A 25,850-nucleotide genomic window follows, 5' to 3' on the forward strand; every position below is an offset into this window, starting at 1 on the left:
ATGCGGTTTTGTGCAGCATACGCGGCCCTGGCGGCCGGGTGACCGTCAGCCCGCGGGCACGAACTCCCCGTGCCCGGCGTCGCGGAGTGCCTGCCTGATCTTCGCCGCCGAGGCGTCCATCGTGGCGGGGTCCGGGTTGTGCTGGGCTCGTTTGAAGTTGAACTCGGCCTCCGAGCTCGCTGGCCATACGTGCACGTGCAGGTGGTGGACCTCGAAGCCTGCGATGATGACGCCCGCGCGCTCGACGCCGAACGCCTCGACCTGGGCCTGCCCGATCTTCTGGGCCACATCCATGACCTTCGTGAGGGTGTCGGGGCGCGCGTCGGTCCAGCGGTCCACCTCCTCGCGCGGCACCACGAGCGTGTGACCGTCAGCGAGCGGGCCGATGCTCAGGAACCCGACGACGTCCGGGTCCTTCCAGACGAAACGGCCCGGGATCTCGCCCTCGATGATCTTCGTGAATATCGTGCTCATGCCTGCCCCTCCCCGGCCCGCGCCGAGCTGGTCCCCTCCGCGAGCGTCGCGGTGTCGAGGACGAACCGGTATTTGACGTCTCCCGCGACCATGCGGTCGTACGCCTCGTTGAGGCCGTCCGCGGTCACGAGCTCGATGTCCGAGACCACGCTGTGCTCGGCGCAGAAGTCGAGCATCTCCTGGGTCTCGGCGATCCCGCCGATGAGCGAGCCCGCGTACGTGAGCCGCCGGCGGATCAGGAGCCCCGGGTCGACGGCCGCCATGGCCCCCGAGGGGAGGCTCAGCTGGAACAGCGCACCGTCGAGCCGCAGCGTCCGCAGGTAGTCATTGACGTCGTGCGGCGCCGCAACGGTATCGATCACGAGGTCGAGAGTGTGGCGCGCGGCCTCGAGCTGCTCTGGGCGGCTCGTCACGACGACGGAATCGGCCCCGAGTTCACGCGCGGCGTCCGCCTTCGACTCCGTGCGAGTGAACACCGTGACGTCGGCGCCCATAGCCTTGGCGAGCTTGACGGCCATGTGCCCGAGCCCGCCGAGGCCCACGACGCCGACCCGTTCCCCCGGCTCCACGCCGAAGTACCGCAGCGGCGAGTACGTGGTGATCCCCGCGCACAGGAGCGGCGCGGCGCCGGCCGGATCGAGGGCCTCGGGGATGCGGAGCACGAACTTCTCGGTGACGACGATGCGCTGTGAGTAGCCGCCCTGAGTTAACTCACCGCCGTTGCGGGGGTCCGCGACCCCGTACGTGCCGACGTTGCCCCGCTCGCAGTACTGCTCGACGCCGTCGAGGCAGTTCTCGCATTCGCGGCAGGAATCGACCATGCAGCCAATGCCCACCCGGTCCCCCACGGCGAAGCCCTGCACGTCCTCGCCGACGCGGCGTACCCGGCCCACGATCTCGTGGCCCGGCACGAGCGGCCAAGGCCGCTCGCCCCACTCCCCGCGCGTCGCGTGCACGTCGGAGTGGCACAGGCCGCAGAACTCGATGTCGATCTCGACGTCGTCCGGCTTGGGCTCGCGGCGGTGGATGGTCAGCGGCACGAGCCCGCTCGTCGCGGACGTCGCGCCATACGCGGCAACGTCCACTCCCCGGGCCGGGCTGACGGTTTCGGCAGGGCTGGCGGTTTCGTGGGTGGGAGCAGACGACGGCGGCTCGCTGGCTTCGACGGTCAGCGTGCGCCGCACCTTGTCCGCTCCGGGCATGACGGGGCGTCCAGGACTCATATCGCCGACGCTATCCCATCGGGCTGACCCGTCCCAGACGTTGCTGCACTGGACGGGCCTTCACCGAACGCGCCCTCGCCCGACGCGCTTTCCCCGGACGGCTGAGCGCCCATCGCGACCGGCCGCGCCGGGTCGCGAGACCACTGTGAGAACGAGCCCGGATAGAGCGCGGCCTCGATCCCGGCGATCGCGAGGGCGGCGACATCGTGCGCTGCGGTCACGCCTGAACCGCAGTAGACCGCGACGGCGCGCCCGGGCTCCGCGCCAAGTTCGGCGAAGCGCCGGCGGAGCTCTTCGGCCGGCAGGAACGTCCCGTCCTCGGCGAGATTGCCCGACGTCGGCGCGCTCACCGCGCCCGGGATGTGGCCAGCTCGAGGATCGACCGGCTCGACCTCGCCGCGGTAGCGCTCGCCCGCCCGTGCGTCGAGCAGCAGGCCTGCGAACCCGGCGGCCTCGTCGGCGTCGATCGTCGCGAGCGCGCCCGAGCCGAGGTGAGCGCCACCGGGCGCGGGCGCTGTCACACCGCCCTCAAGCGGAAGCCCTTGCCGCCGCCAGGCTGCGAGCCCGCCGTCGAGGATCCGGACATCGTCGAGCCCGGCGTCGCGGAGCATCCACCACGCCCTCGCCGCGGCCTGCCCGAAGGAGTCGTCGTAGACCACCACGGAGTCGCCGTCGTCGATGCCCCAGTGGCGCGCGGTCGCCTGGAACTGCCCGGGCGAAGGGAGCGGGTGGCGGCCCCCGGCCGCCTCCTCGGGGCTCCCCGGCGCCACCGGCACGGCGAGCTCGTGCTCGAGGTCGGCGAAGACCGCCCCCGGCACATGGCCCTCGGCGTACGCCTCGCGGCCGTTTGGCCCGCCGAGCGCCCAGCGGACGTCGAGGATGACCGTCTTCGTGCTGCCGTCGAGCCGCAGCCTCAGCTCCTCTGCGGAAATCAGAACCTGATGTGTCGTGCTCATCCCACTCCCGTCTCGAAAGCGCTGGCCCCACTCCATCGTGAAGCGCCTTCCCCATTCGGTGAGGCGCCCGCCCCACTCACTGAAACGCCGCCCTCACCCGGTGAGCGCCCGCCTTCCACCCTAGTCCGCGCCGGGATGCGACGCGCCCGGCCTGTCGGGCCGCCGTCGTACGCTGTCCGGGTGGAAACTCACCCGCACGCGGATAGCGCCGCCGCAACCCCGTCCCTGCCGCCGCTTCGCGATCCCCGCGGCATTGCGCGCGCCTGGGCGGACGAGGCGATCCGCCGCCTCGAGGCCGACGCGCGGCGCAGCGCCGACACGCATCTGCACGCCGTACCGCTTCCGGCCGCGTGGGGCGTCGATCTGTATCTCAAGGACGAGTCCACGCATCGCACCGGGAGCCTCAAGCATCGGCTCGCGCGCTCACTCTTCCTGTTCGGCCTGGTCAATGGGTGGATCCGCGAAGGCACGGCGGTCGTCGAGGCGTCGAGCGGCAGCACGGCGGTGTCCGAGGCGTATTTCGCCCGGCTCATCGGCGTGCCGTTCATCGCCGTCATGACGCGCGGGACGAGCCGGGAGAAGATCGCCCTCATCGAGCAGTACGGCGGCCGCTGCCACTTCGTGGACGCAGCGGGCGAGGTGTACGGAGAGGCCGCGCGCCTCGCCAAGGAGTGCGGCGGCCACTACCTCGACCAGTTCACGTACGCCGAACGAGCCACCGATTGGCGGGGCAACAACAACATCGCCGAGACGATCTTCGCGCAGCTCGAGGTCGAGCGGCATCCCGTTCCGCGCTGGATCGTGGTCGGCGCGGGGACCGGCGGCACGAGCACGACCATCGGCCGCTACGTTCGCTACCGCCGCTTCGCGACGCGCCTTGCGGTCGTGGATCCCGAGAGGTCTGCTTTCTACCCGAGTTGGGAGACGGGCCAAGCGGCCGACGGCGGGGCGTCCCGCATCGAGGGCATCGGCCGCCCACGGCTCGAGCCGAGTTTCAATCCCGCGATCGTGGACCGGATGGTGCCCGTTCCCGACGGCGCGTCCGTCGCAGCCATGCGCGACTTCAGGCGCCGCTTTGGTTTCGACGCCGGCCCCTCGACGGGAACGAACCTCTGGGGCGTGTGGCAACTCATCGCCGAGATGGTCGCGGCCGGCGAGCGTGGGAGCGTCGTCACGCTCATGTGCGACGGGGGCACGCGCTACGCGAACTCGTACGGCAACGACGCGTGGCTGGCCGAGAACGGCCTCGACCCCGCTCCGTACGCGGGCATCCTCGAGGAGTTCTTCGCGACCGGCAGATGGCCGGAGCGGGCGCAGCGGGCGTAGCGGGCGCAGCGCCTGGCCCAAGACCCCTCAAAGCCCCGCCAAGGACCCCGCAACGTTGCGGGGTCCCGTCCCTCGGATTGCGGGGTCCCGTCCCTCGGATTGCGGGGTCCCGTCCCTCGGATTGCGGGGTCCCGTCCCTCGGATTGCGGGGTCCCGTCCCTCGGATTGCGGGGTCCCGTCCCTCGGATTGCGGGGTCCCGTCCCTCGGATTGCGGGGTCCCGTCCCAACAGCCTCAGAGCTCGACGGACTCCCCCGGCTCGAGGTGCGTGTACTCGGTGCCGTAGGTCTGCCCGATCCGCTTCGCGTGGCCCTCGACCAGCCCCGTCCCGAGCGAGTTGAGCAGCGCGTTGTGGATGGGGAAGGCGCGGCGTGCCCGGACGGCGATGATGAAGTCCACCACTTCGCCGATCTTGTTCCACGGCGCGTGGATCGGGACGAGCAGCGTTCCGACCTCGAGCCCGTGCGGGACCGTGAACGAGTCTCCGGGGTGGAACACCTCGCCGTCCACCAGGTAGCCGACGTTCGCGACCACGGGGACAAGCGGGTGGATGAGGGCGTGCTGGCTCCCAAAAGTCTGGATGCGGAATCCAGCCGCCTCGAACTCGGTGTTCGGCTCCGCGCGATGGACCCGCGACGCGGCCGACGGCGCGGCCACGCGAAGCTGGACCGCCACTCCTTCGGGGGCCCACGCCTCAAGGCGCGGATTGCTCTCGAGGGCCGCCGCAGCCCTCTGGATGTCCACGTGGTCGGCGTGCTCGTGCGTGACCAGGAACGCCTCGGCTCCCTCGAGGGCCTCCTCGACCTCGGAGAGGTTCCCGGGGTCGATGACGAGCACGTGGTGCGAGCCGCCGTCGGCCGCTCCCGAAGGGCCGCGCAGGGGCTTCTCGAGCCGCACGCACGCATGGGTGTACTTGGTGAGCCTCATGCGGCCAGTGTAGGCAGGCTTGCTAGGCTGGAATATCTGCGGACGTGCCGCGTTTCCCACACGGAGCACCGCAGATCGGGAGTGAATCGGGCGGCGCGGTGCCGCCCGGGTTGGAGGATGCAGTGACCGGGACGACGGCGACGGGCCGCAACCGCGAGGCCGGCGGTCGCGAGCAGCGCGTCACGAAGCAGAAGGTCGCCGTGAGCGAGGCGCTCGATGACCTCGCGGACTTCGTCTCCACCCAAGAGCTGCACCGGATCCTTCAGGAGCGCGGCGCCTCCGTCTCCCTCGCCACGACGTACCGCATCGTGCAGGCGATGGCAGAAGACGGGCTGCTCGATGTGCTTCGAGCGGACGACGGCGAGGCGCGCTACCGGCGCTGCGAGGCCCACGGCCATCACCATCACCTTGTGTGCCGCCGCTGCGGCAAGGCCGTCGAGATCGAGGCCCCGGCCGTCGAGGCGTGGGCGAGCCGGATCGCGGCCGAGAACGGCTACACGGAGGTTGAGCACACCGTCGAGATCTTCGGGCTGTGCCCCGAGTGCTCCGCCGCGGTCGCCGCCGAGCGCGAGGACTGAGCCACAAACTGGCGTGGGACGGGACTAGAAGTCCCGCCCCACGCCAGCGCAGCAATCAGGGCTTGATCGCCCAACCGCCGCCGCGAGTCGTGCACACACGGTCGATTCCCGTGATGGGAGTCCCGTTCACGTCGACGACGAAGCCGGGGTTGGTGGTGAAGAGGAACTGGTTGGCCGGGCCCTGGCCGCGTTCGCCCTCATCACCCGGGTTTCCGAAGCTCACGACGCGCCCGTCGGAGAGGGTCGCGAACACCGGCGCCGAGACCGAGACGTTCTTGACCGTCACGCCCGAGAGGCCCAGTGCGCCGATCACGTTGACGGAGCGGGCGAAGCGATCGGTGACCGCGCTGCCCGCCACCGTGTAGGTCACTCGGTTGCCCCACACCCAGATGAGCCCATCGTTGCCAACGGCCGCCGTCACGTAGCCGGAATCCGTGTACGGGCTCGTGTGGACGGCGAGGCTCTTGGCGGTGAGCGGCGTGCCCTGCGACCCGGCCCACACCTGCTGGGCGTAGGCAGCGTTGAGCGTGGAGGTTCCCGTGAGTGAGTTGACGGACCATACCGTTCCGTCCGCCTTGCGGGCCGTGATCTGCGGGCTGTATCCCCCGGCAATTTCCACGACTCCCGTGAGCTCGCTTCCGTCCTGGAGCTTGACGGTCGTCGGAGCAGGCCCCGCGTCGACGGACTTCAGGATGTAGACCTTGCCGTCTGAGGACAGGCCGACGGCACCCGCGAAATCGTTCCAGAAGTGCGCGATCTGCACGAAGGTCACGCCCGGAGGGTTCCGTACCTGGGCAGCCGTCAGATCGGTCGTGACGTAATGCGAGGTGAAGACCCGGCCCTGCGACGTGAGGATCGCGATGACCTGCGGTCCGCCCGCGAGCGAGGTCATGGTTTCCCCCGCGTTGAGGGCGATCGTGCGATTGGTCTTGGTCACCGCGGCACCCGCGAACGACACGTAGGAGAGGCCGTCCGCCGAGATCATGTAGGTGTGTTCGTCCCCGACCTGGGCGACGTCCCGATAAACGCTCCAGCCCTGGTCGATGACCTTCTGCGGATTTGCCGCATACGGACGGTTGTACGGGGTCTGTGAAACCCCGGTTCCATTCATCGTCCCGTAGCCCCACACGAGCGCGTTCCCCGACAGGGGAACGGGGACCAAGGTGAGCGAAAGCGTCGTCACGCCGGACGTGAAATTCACGGCGGAGGCGGTGAGCACCGCCGAGGGCCCCACGGTCGAAGGCGCTTGGATGGTGCCGACAGTAAAGGCACCGGTCACCGGATCGACGGTCGCCGTGGTGGGTCCCTGGAATCCGGAGGGAAGGAGGAGGGTGACGACGCTCGGGAAGGTCCCCGTAGCGCGGGTGACCTTGCCCGAGATCGTCGCATAGACCCCGCCCGCATTGGTCGTGTAGCTCGGCTGATCGAACGAGATCGAGCCCCATCCGGACGCAGCTGCGAGGGGGGCCGCGGCAACGGCGACGATGACGGGCGCCGACCAAGCACCATGCAGAACGGTGCGCCGGTGAACTGATTTGTCCTGCTGTTCCATGTCCCCAGGTATGCCTTTCGAGTGCGAAATTTCCGAAAACGGCGCAGCCTCGGGCCGCACCGCATTCACGCTATGGGCTGATTTGTGCACCGAGACGCCGTCCAGGCTGCTTCTGGGGGGAAATCGGCGTCAAAGGACCAATCCCTCAGTGGGGAATTGGACCTCTCAGTGGCAATTTGGGGCGTCATGCGTGCGCCGCGCTCGGTTTTTCCGTGTTCTGGCACCGGGGCGCCGCTCCCGCAGACACGACAAAGGCCCCTGATCCCATCGCGCTACGCGGTGAAGACAGGGGCCGTGGTCCGTGCGGCAGGGCCGCCACGAAGTGTGAACAAGAACGTGTGAATGAACAAGAACGCGTGAACAAGAACGTGTGAACAAGAAGGCGGGGCCGGTGGCTGCCCGGTGTCCGGACCCCTTGGGTGGTGTGCCTTGGGGCCGTAGCCTCCGCCGTCGGGCCGGTGGACCGTCGGGTGGACTGCCAACATTTCAGCAATCTGCTCGCACATCGCGCAACAGTCTCAATCTAGACTGGTCGATCTGACCAGTCTTCCGCCACGAACCTCGAGAGAAGTGATCAGATTGCAGCAGCTCGATGAGACCGACCGCCGGATCCTCCTCGCCCTCGATGAAGATCCGCGCATGCCTGTCATGGTCCTCGCCCAGCGACTCGGGCTCGCGCGAGGCACCGTGCAGTCGCGGCTCGAGCGGATGACGGCGAGCGGAGCCCTGCGACCGCACAGCAACCGGGTGGACGCGATGGCGCTCGGCCGCGGAGTCTCGGCCGAGGTTGCCGCCGAACTCGACCAGAGTCGGCTCAACGAGGCCATCGCGGCGCTGCGCGAGATCCCCGAGGTGCTCGAGTGCCTCGCCCCGGCCGGCGACACGGACCTGCTGATCCGCGTGGTCGCGACGAGCCCCGACGACCTTTACCACGTCTCGGAGGAGATCCGCCTGTGCCCCGGGATCACGCGGACCTCGACGCGAATGATCCTCCGCACGGTCATCCCTTACCGGACGACGGCGCTTCTCACGAGCGGGTGAGCGCCCTCTCGCGCGCGGCGGGCGAGACAACGCGGCCGTAGCTCCCCCACCTCCGACGCGCGCCAGCGAGAGCCGCGCACACGGCGTAGATGAGGAAGGAGAGGGTCGTGACATACGGGCTGATCGGGATCCGCCCGCCGAGCGAGAGCATGATCCCGCCGACCGTCGCGACCACGGCGAACGTGACGCTCAGCGCGACCGCGAGCACAGGCGAGGCCGTGACCTTCTGGGCGGCCGCGGCGGGGGTGATGAGCAGCGCCAGCACGAGCAGCGCGCCGACCACTTGGATGGAGAGGGCCACGCTCACCCCAAGCAGGGCCATGAACAGGATCCCGAGGAACCGTACGGGGACGCCGCGCGCCTGAGCCATCTCGGGGTCGACGCTCGCGAAGCCGAGCGGCCGCCACACGATCACGAGCAGGGCGATCACGGCGATGGCGGCGCTTGCGAGGACTTGGAGCTGGACGGTGTCGACGGCCACGATCTGCCCCGTGAGGAGCCCGAACTTGTTGGCGGAGCGCCCCTGGTAGAGGGAGAGGAACAGGATCCCGAGGCCCAGGCCGAACGGCATGAGCACCCCGATGATCGAGTTCTTGCTTCGGGCGCGCCCGCCCATGAAACCGATAGTCAGCGCCGCCGCGATCGAACCGACGAGCGATCCCGTCACGACGTCCGCCCCGACCAGCAGCGCGAAAGACGCACCCGCGAACGAGAGCTCCGAGATTCCATGCACCGCGAACGCCAGATCGCGGCGGACCACGAACGTGCCCACGAGGCCTCCGAGGAGGCCCAGGACGGCGCCCGCCCACACGGAATTCTGCACGAGCGCGAGGATCTCCCCGTAGTTGTCGAAGGAGAAGATCGAGTTCCAGATGTCGGCCGGGCTCACGCGTCCGCCTCCTCGGTTTCCTCATCGAGCTCCGAAGCCGAGCGCACATGGTGGAGGTGTGTTGTGGCGTCCGGAAGGCCGACGACGACGATCCTGCCGTTGATCTTGGAGACCTCGACACGGCTCCCATACAGCTCGGAGAGCACGTCCGTCCGCATGACCTCCGCTGGCGTGCCCATGCGGAACTGCCCCTCGGCGAGGTAGAGAATGCGGTCCACGTAGTCGAGGATCGGGTTGATCTCGTGGGTCACGAAAACGACGGCGGCGCCCGTCTCCGCGCGCTGGCGATCGATGAGCGCACTCACGGCCTGCTGGTGGTTGAGGTCGAGCGCGAGGAGCGGCTCGTCGCACAGCAGCACGGCCGGGTTCCCTGCGATCGCCTGCGCCACGCGGAGGCGCTGCAGCTCCCCGCCCGAGAGTTGGCCCACCGGCACCTTCGCATAGTCGGAGGCCCCGACTCTTGCGAGGAGGCTATCGATCTCGGCGTCCGCCGCTCGGTGCGAGAGCCGCACCCCCCACCGGTGGCCGTCCACGCCGAGGCCCACGAGGTCGCGGGCCCGGAGCGGGACGTCCGCCGCGAAGCTCTTCTGCTGCGGGATGTACCCGACGTCTCGGCCCGCCGCTCCGGCCTCGTGTCCCGCGATCTCGGCGCGCCCAGAAGTGAGCGGGAGCAATCCGAGGAGGACCTTGAGAAAGCTCGTCTTGCCGCTCCCGTTAGGGCCGAGCACCGCAAAGAACTCTCCCGCGCGAATGTCCAGGTCGAGGCCGTCCCAGAGGGTGCGGGGTCCGAACGCGAGCGAGGCCCCCCTGAGTGCGACGGCGGGCGCGGCGAGTTCGCTGCCACTGTGCGCGGCACCCGGGCGCGTGGCCCCGCCGTCGTCTGTCATGGTTGACCAGTCTAGGCGAGCTGAACCGCTCAGCTCGCGCCTCCGAGCGCCTTCGCGAGGGCGTCGGCGTTCGCGGTCATCCACGCCACGTAGTCGGTGCCGTCGGGCATGGTCTCGTAGAAGTCCACGACGGGGAGCTTCGCGTCCTCGGCGAACTTCTTGAGCGCCACGATCTGCTGGGTCTCCGTCTGGGGGTTGAACGCGAGAAGCTTCACATCATGTCCCCTGAGGAGGTCCTGCAGGCCCTTGAGCGCGGCGGGCGGGACGTCGTTGCCGGCCTCAGACGCGGCACTGAACTCCTCGGGCGTCTCGTTCTCGAGCCCGGCGGCCTCGAGCAGGTAGAGCGGCACGGGCTCGGTGATCGCGACGCCCTCGCCGTGGTGCGCGGACTTGATCGCATCGAGCTTGGACGTGACGCCCGCGAGCTTGCCCTCCCACTGCGTCGCTCGATCCTTGAAGCTCTGAGCGTCCGCGGCGTCGAGCTTCCCGAGGCGATCGGCGATCGTGTCCGCGACCTTCTTCATGGCGGCTTGGCTGTACCAGATGTGCTCGTTGAACTCGGGGGTCGGCGAAGCGCTCGAGCCCGAGCGGAGGCCCGAGGCGTCGACCGCGTTGAGGATCCCGTCGCCCGCAAGCTTGGCCTCGTTCGCGAGCTTCGTCATGAAGTCGTCGTAGCCCGCGCCGTTGAGGACCACGAGCTTTGCCTTGGACACGGCCACGCGGTCCTGGCTCGTCGCCTCGTACGAGTGCGGATCCTGGCTGGACTTGGAGATGAGCGAGGTCACGGAGACCTTGTCTCCGCCGATCTGCTTGACGATATCGCCGTACACGTTCGTCGAGGTCACTACCGCGATCGGCGCGGACGAGGCTGCAGAACTCGAATTCGGGCTCGCGGCGGACGGCGCGCCGCACGCGCTGAGCGCGAGCGCGCCGGCCACGAGGGAGCTGGCGAGGACGAGCCTCCGGGAGGCGGAGCGGGCGGAAGAGAGCACGAGGATCCTCAGTTCACGTCGAACGGCGGGGGACGGCCCGAAGGCACTAATGCGAATGCATCACATTCACAACACGTCCACTGTAACCCTTCTTGGGAATAATTCCCATTTAGGGTTCGCCGGTCCCGGCTCAGGCCTCCGCGCCCTCCCCGAGCCTCCGTACGCGGCGCGCCTGCGCCTGCGTCGCGTCGCGGATCTCGCCCACGAGCTGTTCGATGACATCCTCGAGGAACAGCACGCCGCGCGTTCCGCTCTCCGGCCCCATGACGCGGGCCACGTGCAGGCCACTCTTCTGCATGTCGGTGAGCGCGTCCTCGACCGTTGCGTTGACCGCGATGTTCGCGAGCGAGCGCACCCGCGCCTCCCCGATCGGGAGCTCGCGCGCGGCATCGGGGATCGCCAGGACGTCCTTGATGTGCAGATAGCCCGCAAGGTCGCCGTCCTCGTCCACCATCGGGAAACGCGAGAATCCCGTCTTCGCGACGGCCTTCTCGAACGCGGCCGGAGTCGCGGTCGTCGGGAGCGCCACGAGCTCGCCGAGGGGAACCATGATTGACTCGACGGTCTGGTCGGAGAACTCGAGCGCGCCCGAGAGGAGGCCGGACTCGTCGTCGACAAGGCCCGAGCGTGTTGAGAGCTCGACGATCGACTGGACCTCCTCGAGCGTGAACGACGACGACACCTCGTCCTTGGGCTCGACCCGGAGGAGGCGCAGCACGCCGTTCGCGGCCCAGTTGAGCGCGAGGATGATGGGCCGGACCACCTTCGAGACAGCCACGAGCGCGGGCGCGAGGATGATCGCGGCGCGGTCCGCCACGGAGACGGAGATGTTCTTGGGCACCATCTCGCCGAATGTCACGTGCAGGAACGTCACGAGGGCGAGGGCGACGACAAAGGCAATCGTGTCCGCGATCTCCACCGGCAGGTGGAGCGCCGCGAGCGGCACGCCAATCAGATCGTGAATGGCGGGCTCGGCGACCTGGAGCAGCAGGAGCGAGCACACGGTGATGCCGAGCTGAGCGCACGCGAGCATGAGCGAGACGTGCTCCATGGCCCGGAGCGTCGTTGCCGCGCGGCCCGACCCCGCATCCGCAAGCGGCTCGATCTGGCTGCGGCGCGCCGACATGATCGCGAACTCGGCGCCCACGAAGAACGCGTTGCCGAGCAGCAGGACGACAAGCCAGACGATGCCTCCCCAATCGCCCATCACGCGTCAGCCCCTTCCGCGGGCTCGGTGGCCGGCCGGGCGGGCGCGAACCGGAGGCGGTCCACGCGCCGGCCGTCCATCCGGGTCACCTCGAGCGCCCCACCGTCGACGCCGATCGTGTCGCCCTGGACGGGAACGCGGCCCAGAACGGTCATGACGTAGCCGCCCACGGTCTCGTATGCGGGGTTGTCCTCGACCACGAGGCCCGGGACGTGCTCGGACACCTCGTCGGGTCGCATGAGTCCCGGGAAGTACCAGTCCCCTGACGCGCTCTGGAGAACGCCGGGGACGAGGCGGTCATGTTCGTCCGCGACCTCGCCGACGATCTCTTCGACAAGGTCCTCGAGCGTCACGACGCCCGCCGTGCCCCCGTACTCGTCAAGTACGATCGCGAGCTGGAGGTTGCCGTCGCGCAGCTGCGAGATGAGCACGTCGAGGTGGATCGTCTCCGGGACGCGGAGCACGTCGGTCATGATGGCGCCCGCCTCGACCTTGGCACGCTTCTTGGCCGGAACCGCGACGGCCTTCTTGACGTGCACGAGCCCCCGAACGTCGTCCGGCGAGTCGCCGATCACGGGGAAGCGCGAGTGGCCCGTGGCGCGCGCCGCGGCGATGACGGCATTGACCGACTCCGTCGCCTCGACTGTCGTGACCCGCATGCGGGGCGTCATGACGTCAGCCGCCGTGCGTTCGGCGAAGCTCAGCGTCCGCGAGACGAAACGAGCCGTGCCCTCGTCGAGCGTCCCGAGTTCGGCCGAGCGGCGCACGAGCGAGGCGAGCTCGGCCGGAGAGCGGGCCCCCGAGATCTCCTCCTGGGCCTCGATCCCCATGCGATGAAGGACCGTATTGGCGAAGCCGTTGAGCACCACGATCGCCGGCTTGAACAGCGCCGTGAAGACGAGCTGGGGACGGGCGACGGCGCGCCCCACCGAGAGCGCGCGGGCGATCGCCAGATTCTTGGGGACCAGCTCACCGAGAAGCATCGAGCCGAGCGTCGCGATCGCCATCGCGACGACGAGCGACACCGCGTGCGCGCCGGGCAGCCCGAGCGCCGAGAGCGGCGTCTCGAGGAGCTTTCCGACCGACGGCTCGATGACGAACCCCGTGAGGAGCGTGGTCAGTGTGATGCCGAGCTGGCAGCTCGAGAGTTGGGTCGAGAGCGAGGTGAGGCACTGCATGAGCGACTTGGCGCCCTTCTCCCCGCGCTCGATGCTGCGCTGGACCGTCGCGCGGTCCAAGGCGACGAGGGAGAATTCCACCGCGACGAAGAACCCCGTGCCGAACACGAGCAGGATCCCCGCCGCGAGAAGTAACCACTCCATTTAGAAGTGCACCGCCATGACACACGGCGGGAGCTGGCGAATGCGCCGCTCATTTCGACGGAGTGTAGAAATTAGGGAAGAACTAACGAAACTGGATCGGTGTGGGTCATCGTCCATAGCCCTTTCAGCTTATCAGCCGCGCTGCACCGTCATGCGGCGGACACCGCGGTGTGACACTGGCCACGGATTGCCCGTTTGCCCAGCACAATCACTAGACTGGACCAGAGTGTGAGCGCAACGGTTGGACCCCAGCGTTCACGGTGGCAGGCGGCTCCTGTCCCGACATCGAACCGCCTGCCGGGCCCTGGTCCGGTGGTTGGCCTGCAATGACCTCCCTGCGGGCCAAATAGATCGATGGAAGAGGCGTATTTCCAGTGCCAGAACTGCCAACCCACCGCTTGCCTGAAGAATTCGGCGGCAATGAGTGGCTCGTCGATGAGCTCTACGAGCAGTATCAGCAGAACAAGAACTCGGTCGACTCGAAGTGGTGGCCGCTGTTCGAATCCTTCGAGTCCGATGCTGCGGGCAGCGCCGCCGTGGTCAACGGCTCCGCGAAGGCGCAGTTCGTGGAGACCATTGCGCGGCCCTCGGCAGCCCCCGCCACGGCACCCGCTCCGAAGGCCCCGGCCGCCGCCGCTCCCGCGGCCCCCGCACGCACGGCACCTGCTCCGGCACCCGCGCCCTCCGCCGCCCCGGCCCCCGCGGCCACGCCCGCCCCCAAGAAGGGGGCCGCCGCCGTCGTCCGCGACGGTGCCAAGCCCTCCGCCACCGGCCCGATCCCCGCCCAGCTGCCCAAGAAGGCCAAGGACGAGACCGTCGAGGACGACGTCGTCACGACCCTCCGCGGCCCCGCGAAGGCGATCGCGTCCAACATGATCTCGAGCCTCGAGGTTCCGACCGCGACAACGGTGCGCGCGGTGCCCGCGAAGCTCCTCATGGACAACCGGATCGTCATCAACAACCACCTCACCCGCGTCCGCGGCGGCAAGGTCTCGTTCACGCACCTCATCGGCTTCGCCGTGATCCGCGCACTCAAGCTCATGCCGTCCATGAACGTCAGCTACGACGAGATCGACGGCAAGCCCGTCGCGGTCCAGCACTCGCACGTCAACTTCGGCATCGCCATCGACCTTCCGGGGAAGGACGGCACGCGCCTCCTCGTCGTGCCGAACGTCAAGAAGGCCGAGACCATGAACTTCTCGGAGTTCTGGCACACGTACGAGGACCTCATCAAGCGCGCGCGTGGGGGCAAGCTCACGGCGGACGACTACGCCGGCACGACGGTCTCGCTCACGAACCCCGGCGGCATCGGCACGGTCCACTCGGTCCCGCGCCTCTCGAAGGGCCAGGCAGCGATCATCGGCGTCGGCGCGCTTGAGTACCCGGCCGAGTTCCAGGGCTCGTCGGAGAAGATCCTTGCGCTCCAGGCGGTCGGCAAGATCATCACGCTGACTTCGACCTACGATCACCGCGTCATCCAGGGCGCGGGCTCGGGCGAGTTCCTCCGGATCGTCCACCAGCTCCTCCTCGGCGAGCAGGGCTTCTACGACGAGATCTTCGAGTCCCTGCGCATCCCGTACGAGCCCGTGCGGTGGAGCCCGGACCTGCAGGTCAACCCCGAGGACACCATCAACAAGGTGGCCCGGATCCAGCAGCTCATCCACGCCTACCGCGTGCGCGGCCACCTCATGGCGGACACGAACCCGCTCGAGTACGTCCAGCGCCGCCACCCCGACCTCGACGTCCTCACGTACGGCCTCACGCTCTGGGACCTCGACCGCGAGTGGCCCACGGGCGGCTTCGGCGGCCGGCCCAAGGCCAAGTTCCGCGACATCCTCGGCGTGCTCCGCGACGCCTACTGCCGCACGACCGGCACGGAGTACATGCACCTCCAGGAGCCAGCCGAGCGCAAGTGGTTCCAGGACGAGATGGAGCACCCGTACAGGAAGCCGAGCCGCGAGGAGCAGCTCCGCATCGTCTCCCGGCTCAACGCCGCCGAGGCGTTCGAGACGTTCCTCCAGACCAAGTTCGTGGGCCAGAAGCGCTTCTCGCTCGAGGGCGGCGAGTCGCTCATCCCGATGCTCGACGCGGTCCTCTCGGGCGCGGCCGAGGACGGCCTCGACGAGGTCGGCATCGGCATGGCCCACCGTGGTCGCCTCAACGTGCTCACCAACATCGCGGGCAAGACCTACGCCCAGGTGTTCCGCGAGTTCGAGGGCACCCAGGACCCGCGCAGCGTCCAGGGCTCCGGCGATGTCAAGTACCACCTCGGCACCGAGGGCACGTTCACGGCGGAGAATGGCAAGCAGACCAAGGTCTACCTCGCCGCGAACCCGTCCCACCTCGAGGCCGTCGACCCGGTCCTCGAGGGCATCGTGCGCGCCAAGCAGGACCGGCTCGACTCGGGCGAGGCGTTCCCCGTGCTCCCGATCCTCGTCCACGGCGACGCGGCGTTCGCGGGCCAGGGCGTCGTCGCCGAGACGCTCAACCTCTCGCAGCTGCGGGGCTACCGCACGGGCGGCACGATCCACATCATCGTGAACAACCAGGTCGGCTTCACCACCTCGCCGTCCGCGTCGCGCTCCTCGGTGTACTCGACGGACGTCGCGAAGATGGTTCAGGCCCCGATCTTCCACGTCAACGGCGACGACCCCGAGGCCGTCGTCCGCGTCGCGCAGCTCGCGTACCGCTTCCGGCAGCGGTTCCACAAGGACGTCGTGATCGACCTTGTGTGCTACCGCCGCCGTGGGCACAACGAGGGCGATGACCCGTCGATGACGCAGCCGCTCATGTACAACCTCATCGAGGCGAAGCGCTCCGTCCGCAAGCTCTACACCGAGAGCCTCATCGGACGTGGCGACATCACCCAGGACGAGGCCGAGCAGCTCCTCCGCGACTACCAAGAGCGCCTCGAGCGCGTCTTCGCCGAGACTCACGCCGCGCAGACCTCCCCGATCCCGATCGTCACGAGCGATCTCAAGGCGGTCTCCGACCTCGAGCGTCCCATCTCGCAGCAGCAGGAGGACTCCTCGGGCGAGCAGCACCCCGAGTCCACGGCGGTGACCCCCGAGGCCTTCGCCCGCATGGGCCAGGTGCACCTCGAGATCCCCGACGGCTTCACGGTGCACCCGAAGCTCAAGCAGCTCCTCGAGCGCCGCGAGCAGATGGCTCGCGAGGGCGGCATCGACTGGGGCTTCGGCGAGCTCGCCGCGTTCGGCTCGCTCGTCAGCGAGGGCGTTCCCGTCCGTCTCGCGGGCCAGGATTCGCGGCGTGGCACGTTTGTGCAGCGCCACGCGGTCTTCCACGACCGGACCACAGGTGCCGAGTGGACCCCGCTCGCGAACATTGCGCCCGACCAGGCGAAGCTCGCGATCTACGACTCGTCGCTCTCCGAATACGCCGCCCTCGGCTTCGAGTACGGCTACTCGGTCGAGCGCCCCGACACGCTCGTCCTGTGGGAGGCCCAGTTCGGCGACTTCGTCAACGGCGCCCAGACGATCATCGACGAGTTCATCTCCTCCGCTGAGCAGAAGTGGGGCCAGCGGTCCTCGGTCGTCATGCTCCTCCCCCACGGCTACGAGGGCCAGGGCCCGGACCACTCGTCCGCGCGCATCGAGCGCTTCCTCCAGCTGTGCGCCGAGGACAACATGGTGGTCGCCCACCCGAGCACGCCCGCTTCGCACTTCCACCTCCTGCGCCGCCAGGCCTACAGCCGGCCGCGGAAGCCGCTCATCGTCTTCACGCCGAAGCAGCTCCTGCGCCTCAAGGCCGCCGCGTCGCCGGTCGAGGAGTTCACGAACGGCGCGTTCCGTCCGGTCATCCCCGAGCAGGAGAACCTCGACCCGCAGGGCGTCCAGCGCGTCCTGCTCGTCTCGGGCCGCCTGTACTACGACCTGCTCGCGCAGCGCACGAAGGCCAAGGACACCGCGACGGCCCTCGTCCGCGTCGAGCAGCTCTACCCGCTCCCGACGGCGGAGATCGCCGCCGAGCTCGCGAAGTACCCGAACGCCGAGGTCGTGTGGGCACAGGACGAGCCCGCCAACCAGGGCGCGTGGCCCTTCATGGCGCTCAACCTCGCCCCTGAGCTCGACCGCCCGCTGGGCATCGTTTCCCGCCCGGCGTCGGCCGCGACCTCGGCCGGTTCGATGAAGCGCCACTCGGCTGAGGAGTCGACGCTCCTCGCGGAGTGCTTCCAGCTCTAGCCTCCCGGGCGCTGAGCCGGTTCACACGGTCGACGGGGGGCCGCACCTTCCCCGCGGAAGGTGCGGGCCGCCGTCGTTCGCCGTGGGCGCCGAGGTTGGAGGCCCACACCGCCACTTGTGTCGCACGGCCCGCCCTCCCGGGCTCGGGCCTGCTCATTCGCTAGACTCGGGAGCCAAAGCGCTGTGCACGCACGGCGGAGGCGGCCAGCTGGTTGGAGGAGCGCATGGCGCACGAGAGGAAGGTTCGCCTCGCGGCGATCGGCGACGAGCTGCTGGCTGGGAACGGGGATCCCCGCGCGCTCGGCTGGCTCGGACGGGTCCTGGCCCGGACCCCGCGGGAAGAGCTGACCCTCGAGAGCTATGTGCTCGCGGCGCCGCAGGAGGGCACCGAGACGCTCTCGACCCGCTGGCTCGAGGAGGCCCAGCGCCGCTTCGGCGAGGGCTATGAGAACCGCCTCGTCATCGGCCTCTCGGGCCGGGACATCGAGTTCGGCCTGACCCCTGCCCGGAGCCGCCTCAACGTCGCCAACATCCTCGACAGCGCCGCGCAGAACAGCGCCGAAGTGTTTGTCGTCGGGCCGCCGCCCACGCTCGACCCCTCGCAGAACCGCCGCCTCGGCGAGCTCAACACGGCATTCGCGGACGTCACGACGCGACGCAAGCACTACTACGTCGACACGTTCTCCCCGCTGCTCAACCATGAGCAGTGGCGCGGAGACCTGGCCGCCAACGCGGGCGTCCCGGGCCAGGCCGGGTATGGGCTCATCGCGTGGCTCGTGCTGCACCGGGGCTGGTTCCCGTGGCTGCGACTTCCGCAGTCGTAGCTCGGCGGCCGTAGCTCGGCGGCCGTAGCTCGGCGGCCGTAGCTCGGCGGCCGTAGCTCAGCGGCCACAGCTCCGGACGCCTTCGGGGTCTTGCGCCATCCTAGAACGCGATATATCGTGTTTGTCAGATCGCGTTATATCGCGAGCCCGCCGCCACGAGGCCGCGGGAGGGGGATTCCGCCAGGAGGGGCCATGTCCACGGAGAATTGGAACGTCACCGAGCCGCAGACCATCACGGTCGACGGCGTCACGTCGCTGCGCGCCGGAATCGTCGGCGGCCGTCTCGACGTGATCGTCCACGACCGCCCGGACGCCGTCATCGAGGTCAGCGAGGTGCGAGGCGACCCCGTGGCGGTGAGCCTCGACAACGGCCGCCTCGAGGTCCGCCACCAGCTCCAGGGGCTCGAAGGCTGGTTCAAGAACCTCATGGGCACCGTGTCGGGCTCAAGCGAGAACTACACGGTCGTCTCAATCGCCGTCCCCGCGGGCGTGCCCGTGGAGATCGGGACCGTGAGCGGGGACGGCCTCGTCTCCGGCACGGGCCCCGTGACGCGGCTCAACACCGTCTCGGGCTCGGTCCTGGGCGACGGGACCCGCGGCGAGCTCCACCTCAACACGGTGAGCGGCGACCTCATCGCGCGGAGCCACGAAGGCATCCTGACGGCCAAGACCGTCTCGGGCGAGATCACCGCTTCGGGGCTGCTCAAGGACATCCGGGCCAAGTCGGTCTCGGGGGACCTCGTGTTCGACACGGAGGGCTACTGCGAGTCCCTCGGCGCGAGCACCGTGAGCGGGGACATCACGATTCGGCTCCCCCGCGACATCGGCGTCGACCTCACGGCGACGACCGTGTCCGGCCGTGTCGTGGTCGACGATTCACGTTTCTCCTCGTTCAAGGGCCGCCTCGAGACGATCCTCGGCCCGGACCTCAAGCTCATGGTCCTGCGCTCGAACACCGTCTCGGGCAACGTCTCGGTGGTCCACGCGGGCCAGGCCGCGAGCTCGGCCGAGGCCGGCTACTCGGCGGAGGCCGGCTACTCCGCGGGCGATTCGGCCGACGATCCCACAGCCGGTGGAGAGCGGGCGGCAGAGTGACGCCCCCGGTCTTCGCCCACGGCGCGCTGCGCCTGTACCTCCTCGCGCTCCTCGAGGACGGGCCTCGCCACGGCTACGAGCTCATCAAGGCGCTGAGCGACCGGTTCGGCGGGACGTACTCCCCGAGCCCGGGCACGGTCTACCCGCGCCTCGCGAAGCTCGAGGAGGAGGGACTCGTCGAGGCCGAGTCTGCCGGGCGGCGCAGCATCTACCGCATCACGGAGGCCGGCCTGCGCGAGCTCGACGCGCGGCGCGACGAGCTGGCCGACGTCGAGCAGGACATCTCAGCGTCCGTGCGGCGGCTCGCGGACTCGCTCCGCGACGAGCTGCGCGCGAGCATGCGCGGCCTGAGGGCGGATCTCGCGGCGACCGCCGAGGGCGCGCGTCAGGCAGCGCGCAGCGTGCGGGTAGAAGCCCGGACGACGCCGAAGCCTCCCCCGCAGGGTGCGTCGCCGTCGTCGTCCGCCCGCCCAGGCGAGCAGCGACCCGAGGCGCGCGCCTTCGCGGAGCCCTCGCCCGGGCGGTTCAGCCGAGAGAGCCAGGGCCGGCTCGTCGAGGCGGAGATGCTCGTCCAGTCGTTCCGTGACGACGTACGGGTCGAGCTGCGGTCGCACGCGGCCCGCGATGCCGTCACCGAGGTCACTCTCGAGACGCTCCGGACGGTCCTCGATCAGGCGCGCATCGCGGTGCGCAATTCGCTCCGGGGCTGATCCCCGGTGTGGGAAACGAGCCCCAGCGCCTGTCGGTTTGGGCGCCGCGCCGCTGGTGTGGGAGGATGGTAGGCGGCCTTCTGGGCCTAAACGTTGTCGAGTCCAAGGAGGCCCCTATGAGCAAGCGTGCACGCAAGCGCCGTGACCGCAAGAAGAGCGGCGCGAACCACGGTCGGCGCCCCAACGCCTGAGGCGCCTCACCGGAGGCCCGTACGGCCTTCCCGTGGTGCGGAAAGGGCCCGGAGCTGTGAGCTCCGGGCCCTTTTGCGTTCCCGTTTTCGGGCAGGCTGCGGGGTCTCAGACCTCAGCAGCCGCTGACCGAACCGAGTGGATCTTCTCGAGGATGCTGAGCTTGAGCGCCGCTGGGGCCTGCTCGGCGCAGCTGCGCTTCATCGCGCTGCGGATCATGCACTCGAGGTTGTGCTCTTCGCGGCACTCGGCGCAGGATTCGAGGTGGCCGCGGATCTCCGCGACGTCGGCCGCGGGCAGCGCACCGTCGAGGTACTCGTAAAGACGCTCAAGCCGCGATTCGTCGCAATCGCCGAGGCCCTGACAGTTGCCCATTATTCCTTCTCCTGCTTGCTCGAGTCCGCTTCGGCGCCCGCGCCCGAATTCACGGACACCCGCGCGCCCGCGAAGCCGCGTTCCGCGGCATAGTCTGCCAATCGATCCCGGAGGAGCTTCCTCCCCCGGTGGAGCCGCGACATCACGGTGCCGATCGGCGTGCCCATAATCTCCGAGATCTCCTTGTACGCGAAGCCCTCGACGTCGGCGAAGTACACCGCGAGCCGGAACTCCTCGGGGATAGCCTGCAGGGCGTCCTTGACGTCGGAGTCCGGCAGGTGGTCCAGCGCCTCCACCTCGGCCGAACGCAGCCCGGTTGAGGAGTGCGACTCGGCGCGTGCCAGCTGCCAGTCCTCGACCGTGTCGGTGTTGGCCTGTTGGGGCTCCCGCTGGCGCTTGCGGTACAGGTTGATATACGTGTTCGTGAGGATCCGGTACAGCCACGCCTTGAGGTTCGTGCCCGGCTTGTACTGGTGGAACGCTGCGAAGGCCTTCGCGTAAGCCTCTTGGACGAGGTCCTCGGCGTCCGCTGGATTGCGGGCCATGCGCATCGCTGCCGAATACAGCTGGTCTACGTACTGCATGGCGTCGCGCTCGAAACGCTCGCGGCGCGCCTCCGGACTCTCCGCGGCCAGATCCGTACCGGTGGCCGAATCCGCCGCGGACTCGTCAGGCTCAAGGGAATCGACGGTGCTCATTGCGCTCCAGTCTAGTGGCGTGCCGGGACGCGGGCGGTCCAAGACGAGCACGGGATCTCCTCTCCAGACTCGGGGCTCAACGCACGTGCCAACGGCGAGGGAAGGGAAAATATTCCCCGAAAGTGCAAGACTGGACCCGCCGGAAATCCCACACCAGGAGGCCTCATGTCGGTAGTCCGATTCCTCGCTCGACCCCTGCTCGCGTCCTCGTTCATCGTCGCCGGAGCGGACAAGCTGAAGAACGCGGACGCTACGGCCGAGCAGCTCTCCCCCGTGCTGCGCCGCGCGGCCGATGCGCTTCCCATCCGTGTCGAAGAGAAGACGCTGGCCCGGGCGGTGGGCGCGACCCAGCTCGGCGCGGGCCTCCTGTTCGCGCTCGGCAAGGCCCCGCGCTTCTCCGCGTCCGTCCTCGCAATGACGACGGCGCTCAACACGTTCGTCGAATGGCGCACCGCGGACATTGGCTCGAAGGAGCTCCGCTCGGCCCGCCGCGCGCGGCTGCTCAAGAACCTCTCCCTCGTGGGCGGAGTCCTGCTTGCCTCGGTCGACACAGCAGGGCGCCCGAGCCTCGCGTGGCGGGCCCAGCAGATCGCGGCCGACGCCGCGAAGCAGACCAAGGCGGCCAAGGCCGATGCCGCGAAGGCGGCCAGGTCCGCGAGCCGTCAGCTCGCCCCCGGGAGCCACGCGTGACCACAGCGGCCGCGGCCTGGCCCGCGCCGTTCGCACGGGAGCCGGTTGACGCGACCGTCACGGTCCCCGGCTCGAAGTCCCTCACCAACCGCTACCTCGTCCTCGCCGCCCTCGCCGAAGGCCCAAGCCGCCTGCGCGCCCCGCTGCACTCGCGCGATTCGGCGCTCATGATCGGGGCCCTGCGCGCCCTCGGTGCCACCGTCACCGAGCTCGAGGGCGACGGCGACTACGGCCCCGACCTCGAGATCACCCCGCTCCCCCACGGTGCCGCGGCCCCCGACCTCGGCGCCGCCGCGGTCGACTGCGGGCTCGCCGGCACGGTCATGCGCTTCGTTCCGCCCCTTGCTGCGCTCTGCCGCGGCGAGATCGCGTTCGACGGCGATCCGCACGCGCGCGTCCGACCGATGGGCCCCGTGATCGACGCGCTCGAGGCGCTCGGCGTGGGGCTCTCGGCCCCGGACGGCTCGCGCCCGGCGTCGCTGCCGTTTACCCTGCACGGCAAGGGGGCGGTCCCAGGCGGCCACGTGATCGTGGACGCAAGCGGCTCGAGCCAGTTCGTCTCCGCGCTCCTCCTCGCGGGGGCACGCTTCGAGGACGGGCTGCACCTCGAGCACGTCGGCAAGCCCGTCCCGAGCCTCGACCACATCGCGATGACCGTGAGCGTCCTGCGCGAGCTCGGCGTCGTGGTGGACGACTCGATCCCCAACCACTGGTTCGTCACACCGGGCCCCATCCGCGCGTTCGACGTGCGGATCGAGCAGGACCTCTCCAACGCAGGACCGTTCCTCGCCGCCGCGCTCGCGACACGCGGCACAGTGCGCGTGCCGAATTGGCCCGAGCACACCACCCAGGTGGGGGACGCATGGCGCGAGATCCTCCCGAAGCTCGGCGCGAGCGTAACGCTCGACGGCGGGACCCTCACCGTGCGCGGCGGGGAGCGCATCACGGGTGCCGAGCTCGCCGACACGAGCGAGCTCGCCCCGACGGTCGCCGCGATCTGCGCGCTCGCCGAGTCGCCGTCGCGGCTCACGGGCATCGCCCACCTTCGCGGACACGAAACGGACCGCCTTGCGGCGCTCGTCACCGAGATCACGCGGCTCGGAGGCGACGCCGAGGAGACCGCGGACGGGCTCGTGATCCGTCCTGCCCGCCTGCACGGGGGCGTCGTCCGGAGCTACGCGGACCACCGCATGGCGACTGCGGGGGCCATCCTCGGGCTCGCCGTCGAGGGCGTCGAGGTCGAGGACATCGCGACGACCGCGAAGACCATGCCTGAATTCCCGCAGATGTGGGCCAAGATGCTGGGCGGCTCGGGCCACAGCGCGGACGGCCAGCGCACAGATCTCCAGGGCACAGTCCCCCAGCGCACCGACGGAGCCCGCTAGGCCTATGGCCGCCCGCGAGTGGGACGAGAGCGACGTCCGGATCCGCCCCAACAAGCGCGGCAGCCGCCCGCGCACGAAGGAGCGGCCGAGCCACGACGACGCCGTCACGGGTCGCGTCGTGACGGTGGACCGCGGCCGCTACACGACCGTCGTCGCCGAGGACACCTCGGACGAGCGCACGGTCATCGCGGCCCGCGCGCGCGAACTTCGCCGCACACCCGTCGTCGCGGGCGACTTCGTGGCCCTCGTCGGGGACGTGTCCGGCCGCCCGGACACGCTCGCCCGGCTCGTGCGGGTCCAGGACCGCGCGACGGTTCTACGGCGCAGCGCGGACGACGACGATCCCATCGAGCGCGTCGTCGTCGCCAATGCGGACCAGCTCGTGATCGTCGTCGCGGCGGCGAACCCCGAGCCGCGCACCGGGTTCATCGACCGCGCCCTCGTGGCCGCCTACGACGCGGGCATCGAACCGCTCCTCCTTGTCACCAAGGCGGATCTCAAGGACCCGGCCTCCCTCTTGGCGACGTATGAACTCCTGCCGCTCACCGTCGTCGTCAGTCGCACGGCTGAGGAGGCGGCGGAAGGCGACGCCGGCGAAGGCGAGCGTCCGGCCGGCGGCGCCGAGGGCGCCCAGCACAGCGTCAAGCTCGACGACGACGCCGTCGCACGTCTCCGCGAGGAGCTGGACGGCCGCGTCACGGTGCTCCTGGGGCACTCGGGCGTCGGCAAGTCCACGATGGTCAACGCGCTCACGGGCGCCTCGCGGGCGACGGGCGGCGTCAACGCCGTCACCGGACGCGGGCGGCACACGTCATCGTCGGCCCTCGCCCTGCGCCTCGACGGCGCTCCGCCCGGAAGCTGGATCATCGACACGCCGGGGATCCGCTCGTTCGGCCTCGCCCACGTGGACCCTGACCGGATCCTGCACGCATTCCCCGACCTCGAACAAGGAACCGAGGACTGCGCGCGCGGCTGCCGGCACGACTCCTCCGCCGTCGACTGTGGGCTTGATGCGTGGGTCGCCGGGGGCCATGCGGGGCCTCAGGGACCGGCCCGCTTGGCGTCGCTCAGAAGACTCCTCGGCGCGAGCCCGCGGGAAGAGGCTGCCGACGCGAAGGAACTCGGCTCGATCTGAACCGACCGGACGTCCCGGCGCGCGGGGCGCCGAGACGATAGCGTGGGACTCATGAGCCCCGTCGCCCCCGAGTCGTACACCGATGACCTCCGTCTGGCCCACGTGCTCGCCGACTCCGTCGACGCGCAGACCATGGACCGATTCAAGGCCCTCGATCTCCATGTCGAGACGAAGCCGGACCTGACGCCGGTCACGGACGCGGACCGAGCGGCGGAGGACGCCATCCGCGGTCAGCTGTCCCGAGCCCGACCGCGCGACGCCGTGATTGGCGAGGAGTTCGGCACCACGGGCCACAGCTCGCGCCGCTGGATCATCGATCCGATCGACGGCACGAAGAACTTCATCCGTGGCGTCCCCGTATGGGCCACCCTCATCGCCCTGGCGGAGGGAGACGAGATCGTGGTCGGCGTGGTGAGCGCGCCCGCTCTCGGCAGGCGCTGGTGGGCGGCGAAGGGCGCTGGCGCGTACACTGGCCGCTCGCTTGCGGCCGCGACGAAGCTCAAGGTCTCCAACGTCTCGCGCCTCTCCGACGCCTCGCTCTCCTATTCGAGCCTCTCTGGCTGGCGCGAGCGCGGCTCGTTCGGCGACTTCCTGAGCCTCACCGAGGATGTGTGGCGCACGCGCGCTTACGGCGACTTCTGGTCGTACTGCCTCGTCGCCGAAGGCGCAGTGGACATCGCGACGGAGCCCGAGCTCCAGCTCTACGACATGGCGGCGCTCGTGCCGATCGTCACCGAGGCCGGCGGGCGGTTCACGTCGCTCGAGGGCGTCGACGGACCGTGGGGCGGCAGCGCGCTCGCGACCAACGGGATCGTTCACTCCGACGCGCTCGCGCGGCTCAACCCCGAGCACGACGACCTCCTCTCCTCCTAGCCTTCGGGTACAGAAACCCATCCCACACACCTCTCGGGAACAGATCGCCTGTACCCGAGACGGTTGTGGGCCCCGAGGTGGCGTACCCGAGACGGGCCGGAGTTCTTAACCCGATGTAACACGGCAGGTCGGGCTGGAGGCCGAACAGGAGCTCCCGTAGTCTCGTAAAAGGTCACGAGTGCCAGCGCGAAGCCCCGGCTTGCTGGCCGGCAACCCTCCTCACGCGGCGGGGTGCCCCGGGTGACGACCAGGCCGGTCCGGAGTGGATACGGCAAGCGCGGCCCCCGCGAGGCGGGGCCCA

General features: G+C 69.6%; 24 protein-coding genes and 1 riboswitch. Of the genes, 12 read left to right on the top strand and 12 right to left on the bottom strand.

The window, feature by feature from the left end; all coding sequences use genetic code 11:
* Window positions 1-45: 45 nt before the first annotated feature.
* From ACOKR1_RS14030 to ACOKR1_RS14040, 3 genes are read right to left on the bottom strand one after another with little or no spacing between them, the layout of a single operon-like run.
* A complete protein-coding gene (locus ACOKR1_RS14030; protein WP_422933622.1) occupies window positions 46-474 on the bottom strand; it encodes an HIT family protein in 429 nt (142 codons plus the stop codon).
* Window positions 471-1,697 (bottom strand): NAD(P)-dependent alcohol dehydrogenase, encoded by a 1,227-nt coding sequence (locus tag ACOKR1_RS14035; RefSeq protein ID WP_422933623.1) that lies wholly within the window; start codon window positions 1,695-1,697, stop codon window positions 471-473. The genes ACOKR1_RS14030 and ACOKR1_RS14035 overlap by 4 nt, the downstream gene beginning before the upstream one ends.
* Window positions 1,694-2,653: a sulfurtransferase gene (locus tag ACOKR1_RS14040; protein WP_422933624.1), complete on the bottom strand. Its 960-nt coding sequence runs from the start codon at window positions 2,651-2,653 to the stop codon at window positions 1,694-1,696. The genes ACOKR1_RS14035 and ACOKR1_RS14040 overlap by 4 nt, the downstream gene beginning before the upstream one ends.
* A gap of 252 nt (window positions 2,654-2,905) precedes the next feature.
* On the opposite strand from ACOKR1_RS14040, the gene ACOKR1_RS14045 reads away from it, so the two are divergent.
* The gene (locus tag ACOKR1_RS14045; protein WP_422936653.1) at window positions 2,906-3,979 is read left to right on the top strand and encodes a PLP-dependent cysteine synthase family protein; all 1,074 of its coding nucleotides are present in this window, start codon (window positions 2,906-2,908) and stop codon (window positions 3,977-3,979) included.
* 233 nt (window positions 3,980-4,212) lie between these two features.
* Here the strand turns inward: ACOKR1_RS14045 and ACOKR1_RS14050 are convergent, their stop codons facing one another.
* Entirely contained in the window at window positions 4,213-4,905 is a 693-nt protein-coding gene (locus ACOKR1_RS14050) for an MBL fold metallo-hydrolase (protein ID WP_422933625.1), read from the bottom strand.
* 122 nt (window positions 4,906-5,027) lie between these two features.
* On the opposite strand from ACOKR1_RS14050, the gene ACOKR1_RS14055 reads away from it, so the two are divergent.
* Window positions 5,028-5,483 (top strand): Fur family transcriptional regulator, encoded by a 456-nt coding sequence (locus ACOKR1_RS14055; protein ID WP_422933626.1) that lies wholly within the window; start codon window positions 5,028-5,030, stop codon window positions 5,481-5,483.
* Window positions 5,484-5,538: 55 nt separating this feature from the next.
* Here ACOKR1_RS14055 and ACOKR1_RS14060 read toward each other — a convergent pair whose 3' ends face one another.
* A complete protein-coding gene (locus ACOKR1_RS14060) occupies window positions 5,539-7,035 on the bottom strand; it encodes a hypothetical protein (RefSeq protein ID WP_422933627.1) in 1,497 nt (498 codons plus the stop codon).
* Window positions 7,036-7,614: 579 nt separating this feature from the next.
* Here ACOKR1_RS14060 and ACOKR1_RS14065 point away from each other — a divergent pair.
* Complete coding sequence (locus tag ACOKR1_RS14065) at window positions 7,615-8,076, top strand: Lrp/AsnC family transcriptional regulator (protein ID WP_415854877.1); 462 nt, start codon at window positions 7,615-7,617, stop codon at window positions 8,074-8,076.
* Here the strand turns inward: ACOKR1_RS14065 and ACOKR1_RS14070 are convergent.
* From ACOKR1_RS14070 to ACOKR1_RS14090, 5 genes are all read right to left on the bottom strand, one after another.
* The gene (locus tag ACOKR1_RS14070; RefSeq protein ID WP_422933628.1) at window positions 8,063-8,965 is read right to left on the bottom strand and encodes a metal ABC transporter permease; all 903 of its coding nucleotides are present in this window, start codon (window positions 8,963-8,965) and stop codon (window positions 8,063-8,065) included. The genes ACOKR1_RS14065 and ACOKR1_RS14070 overlap by 14 nt on opposite strands.
* Window positions 8,962-9,852, bottom strand: coding sequence for a metal ABC transporter ATP-binding protein (locus ACOKR1_RS14075; RefSeq protein ID WP_422933629.1), 891 nt, complete (start codon window positions 9,850-9,852; stop codon window positions 8,962-8,964). Before ACOKR1_RS14075 ends, ACOKR1_RS14070 begins: the two co-directional genes overlap by 4 nt.
* 29 nt (window positions 9,853-9,881) lie before the next feature.
* Window positions 9,882-10,844, bottom strand: a complete 963-nt coding sequence (locus ACOKR1_RS14080) for a metal ABC transporter solute-binding protein, Zn/Mn family (protein ID WP_422933630.1) — start codon at window positions 10,842-10,844, stop codon at window positions 9,882-9,884.
* Between the two features lie 130 nt (window positions 10,845-10,974).
* Window positions 10,975-12,051, bottom strand: coding sequence for a hemolysin family protein (locus tag ACOKR1_RS14085; protein ID WP_422933631.1), 1,077 nt, complete (start codon window positions 12,049-12,051; stop codon window positions 10,975-10,977).
* Window positions 12,051-13,373 (bottom strand): hemolysin family protein, encoded by a 1,323-nt coding sequence (locus ACOKR1_RS14090; protein WP_422933632.1) that lies wholly within the window; start codon window positions 13,371-13,373, stop codon window positions 12,051-12,053. Before ACOKR1_RS14090 ends, ACOKR1_RS14085 begins: the two co-directional genes overlap by 1 nt.
* A 374-nt stretch (window positions 13,374-13,747) precedes the next feature.
* On the opposite strand from ACOKR1_RS14090, the gene ACOKR1_RS14095 reads away from it, so the two are divergent.
* From ACOKR1_RS14095 to ACOKR1_RS14115, 5 genes are all read left to right on the top strand, one after another.
* Entirely contained in the window at window positions 13,748-17,575 is a 3,828-nt protein-coding gene (locus ACOKR1_RS14095) for a multifunctional oxoglutarate decarboxylase/oxoglutarate dehydrogenase thiamine pyrophosphate-binding subunit/dihydrolipoyllysine-residue succinyltransferase subunit (RefSeq protein WP_422933633.1), read from the top strand.
* Between the two features lie 224 nt (window positions 17,576-17,799).
* A complete protein-coding gene (locus ACOKR1_RS14100) occupies window positions 17,800-18,399 on the top strand; it encodes a GDSL-type esterase/lipase family protein (protein ID WP_422933634.1) in 600 nt (199 codons plus the stop codon).
* 192 nt (window positions 18,400-18,591) lie between these two features.
* On the top strand, window positions 18,592-19,494 hold the full coding sequence (locus tag ACOKR1_RS14105) for a DUF4097 family beta strand repeat-containing protein (protein ID WP_422933635.1): 903 nt from the start codon (window positions 18,592-18,594) through the stop codon (window positions 19,492-19,494).
* Window positions 19,491-20,204, top strand: a complete 714-nt coding sequence (locus ACOKR1_RS14110) for a PadR family transcriptional regulator (protein ID WP_422933636.1) — start codon at window positions 19,491-19,493, stop codon at window positions 20,202-20,204. The genes ACOKR1_RS14105 and ACOKR1_RS14110 overlap by 4 nt, the downstream gene beginning before the upstream one ends.
* Window positions 20,205-20,320: 116 nt before the next feature.
* Window positions 20,321-20,395: a 50S ribosomal protein bL37 gene (locus tag ACOKR1_RS14115; protein ID WP_136609796.1), complete on the top strand. Its 75-nt coding sequence runs from the start codon at window positions 20,321-20,323 to the stop codon at window positions 20,393-20,395.
* Window positions 20,396-20,501: 106 nt separating this feature from the next.
* On the opposite strand, the gene rsrA is transcribed toward ACOKR1_RS14115, so the two are convergent.
* Together rsrA and ACOKR1_RS14125 are read right to left on the bottom strand one after the other, a co-directional pair.
* Complete coding sequence (gene rsrA, locus ACOKR1_RS14120) at window positions 20,502-20,768, bottom strand: mycothiol system anti-sigma-R factor (protein ID WP_415857235.1); 267 nt, start codon at window positions 20,766-20,768, stop codon at window positions 20,502-20,504.
* Window positions 20,768-21,466 (bottom strand): sigma-70 family RNA polymerase sigma factor, encoded by a 699-nt coding sequence (locus tag ACOKR1_RS14125; RefSeq protein WP_422933637.1) that lies wholly within the window; start codon window positions 21,464-21,466, stop codon window positions 20,768-20,770. The genes rsrA and ACOKR1_RS14125 overlap by 1 nt, the downstream gene beginning before the upstream one ends.
* A gap of 165 nt (window positions 21,467-21,631) precedes the next feature.
* Between ACOKR1_RS14125 and ACOKR1_RS14130 the strand changes: the two genes are divergently transcribed.
* From ACOKR1_RS14130 to hisN, 4 genes are read left to right on the top strand one after another with little or no spacing between them, the layout of a single operon-like run.
* Window positions 21,632-22,156 carry a DoxX family protein gene (locus tag ACOKR1_RS14130; RefSeq protein ID WP_422933638.1) on the top strand — a complete coding sequence of 175 codons (525 nt, stop codon included), beginning with the start codon at window positions 21,632-21,634 and terminating at the stop codon, window positions 22,154-22,156.
* On the top strand, window positions 22,153-23,541 hold the full coding sequence (gene aroA / locus ACOKR1_RS14135) for a 3-phosphoshikimate 1-carboxyvinyltransferase (protein WP_422933639.1): 1,389 nt from the start codon (window positions 22,153-22,155) through the stop codon (window positions 23,539-23,541). Before ACOKR1_RS14130 ends, aroA begins: the two co-directional genes overlap by 4 nt.
* A gap of 4 nt (window positions 23,542-23,545) precedes the next feature.
* The gene (gene rsgA, locus ACOKR1_RS14140; RefSeq protein ID WP_422933640.1) at window positions 23,546-24,676 is read left to right on the top strand and encodes a ribosome small subunit-dependent GTPase A; all 1,131 of its coding nucleotides are present in this window, start codon (window positions 23,546-23,548) and stop codon (window positions 24,674-24,676) included.
* A 51-nt stretch (window positions 24,677-24,727) separates the two neighbouring features.
* A complete protein-coding gene (gene hisN / locus ACOKR1_RS14145; RefSeq protein ID WP_422933641.1) occupies window positions 24,728-25,549 on the top strand; it encodes a histidinol-phosphatase in 822 nt (273 codons plus the stop codon).
* Window positions 25,550-25,719: 170 nt separating this feature from the next.
* Window positions 25,720-25,833: riboswitch (SAM riboswitch) on the top strand.
* The last annotated feature ends 17 nt before the right edge of the window (window positions 25,834-25,850 follow it).

Source organism: Sinomonas sp. P47F7, from assembly GCF_049332655.1.
In the GTDB taxonomy this organism is placed as follows: domain Bacteria; phylum Actinomycetota; class Actinomycetes; order Actinomycetales; family Micrococcaceae; genus Sinomonas.

Bases quoted from the DNA above. Each gene is read 5' to 3' on its own strand.
- ACOKR1_RS14130 (WP_422933638.1), top strand. From the start codon at position 21,632: ATGTCGGTAGTCCGATTCCTCGCTCGACCCCTGCTCGCGTCCTCGTTC.
- hisN (WP_422933641.1), top strand. From the start codon at position 24,728: ATGAGCCCCGTCGCCCCCGAGTCGTACACCGATGACCTCCGTCTGGCC.
- ACOKR1_RS14030 (WP_422933622.1), bottom strand. From the start codon at position 474: ATGAGCACGATATTCACGAAGATCATCGAGGGCGAGATCCCGGGCCGT.
- ACOKR1_RS14090 (WP_422933632.1), bottom strand. From the start codon at position 13,373: ATGGAGTGGTTACTTCTCGCGGCGGGGATCCTGCTCGTGTTCGGCACG.
- ACOKR1_RS14075 (WP_422933629.1), bottom strand. From the start codon at position 9,852: ATGACAGACGACGGCGGGGCCACGCGCCCGGGTGCCGCGCACAGTGGC.
- ACOKR1_RS14100 (WP_422933634.1), top strand. From the start codon at position 17,800: ATGGCGCACGAGAGGAAGGTTCGCCTCGCGGCGATCGGCGACGAGCTG.
- ACOKR1_RS14125 (WP_422933637.1), bottom strand. From the start codon at position 21,466: ATGAGCACCGTCGATTCCCTTGAGCCTGACGAGTCCGCGGCGGATTCG.
- ACOKR1_RS14040 (WP_422933624.1), bottom strand. From the start codon at position 2,653: ATGAGCACGACACATCAGGTTCTGATTTCCGCAGAGGAGCTGAGGCTG.
- rsrA (WP_415857235.1), bottom strand. From the start codon at position 20,768: ATGGGCAACTGTCAGGGCCTCGGCGATTGCGACGAATCGCGGCTTGAG.
- ACOKR1_RS14105 (WP_422933635.1), top strand. From the start codon at position 18,592: ATGTCCACGGAGAATTGGAACGTCACCGAGCCGCAGACCATCACGGTC.
- ACOKR1_RS14050 (WP_422933625.1), bottom strand. From the start codon at position 4,905: ATGAGGCTCACCAAGTACACCCATGCGTGCGTGCGGCTCGAGAAGCCC.
- rsgA (WP_422933640.1), top strand. From the start codon at position 23,546: ATGGCCGCCCGCGAGTGGGACGAGAGCGACGTCCGGATCCGCCCCAAC.
- ACOKR1_RS14085 (WP_422933631.1), bottom strand. From the start codon at position 12,051: ATGGGCGATTGGGGAGGCATCGTCTGGCTTGTCGTCCTGCTGCTCGGC.
- ACOKR1_RS14035 (WP_422933623.1), bottom strand. From the start codon at position 1,697: ATGAGTCCTGGACGCCCCGTCATGCCCGGAGCGGACAAGGTGCGGCGC.
- ACOKR1_RS14060 (WP_422933627.1), bottom strand. From the start codon at position 7,035: ATGGAACAGCAGGACAAATCAGTTCACCGGCGCACCGTTCTGCATGGT.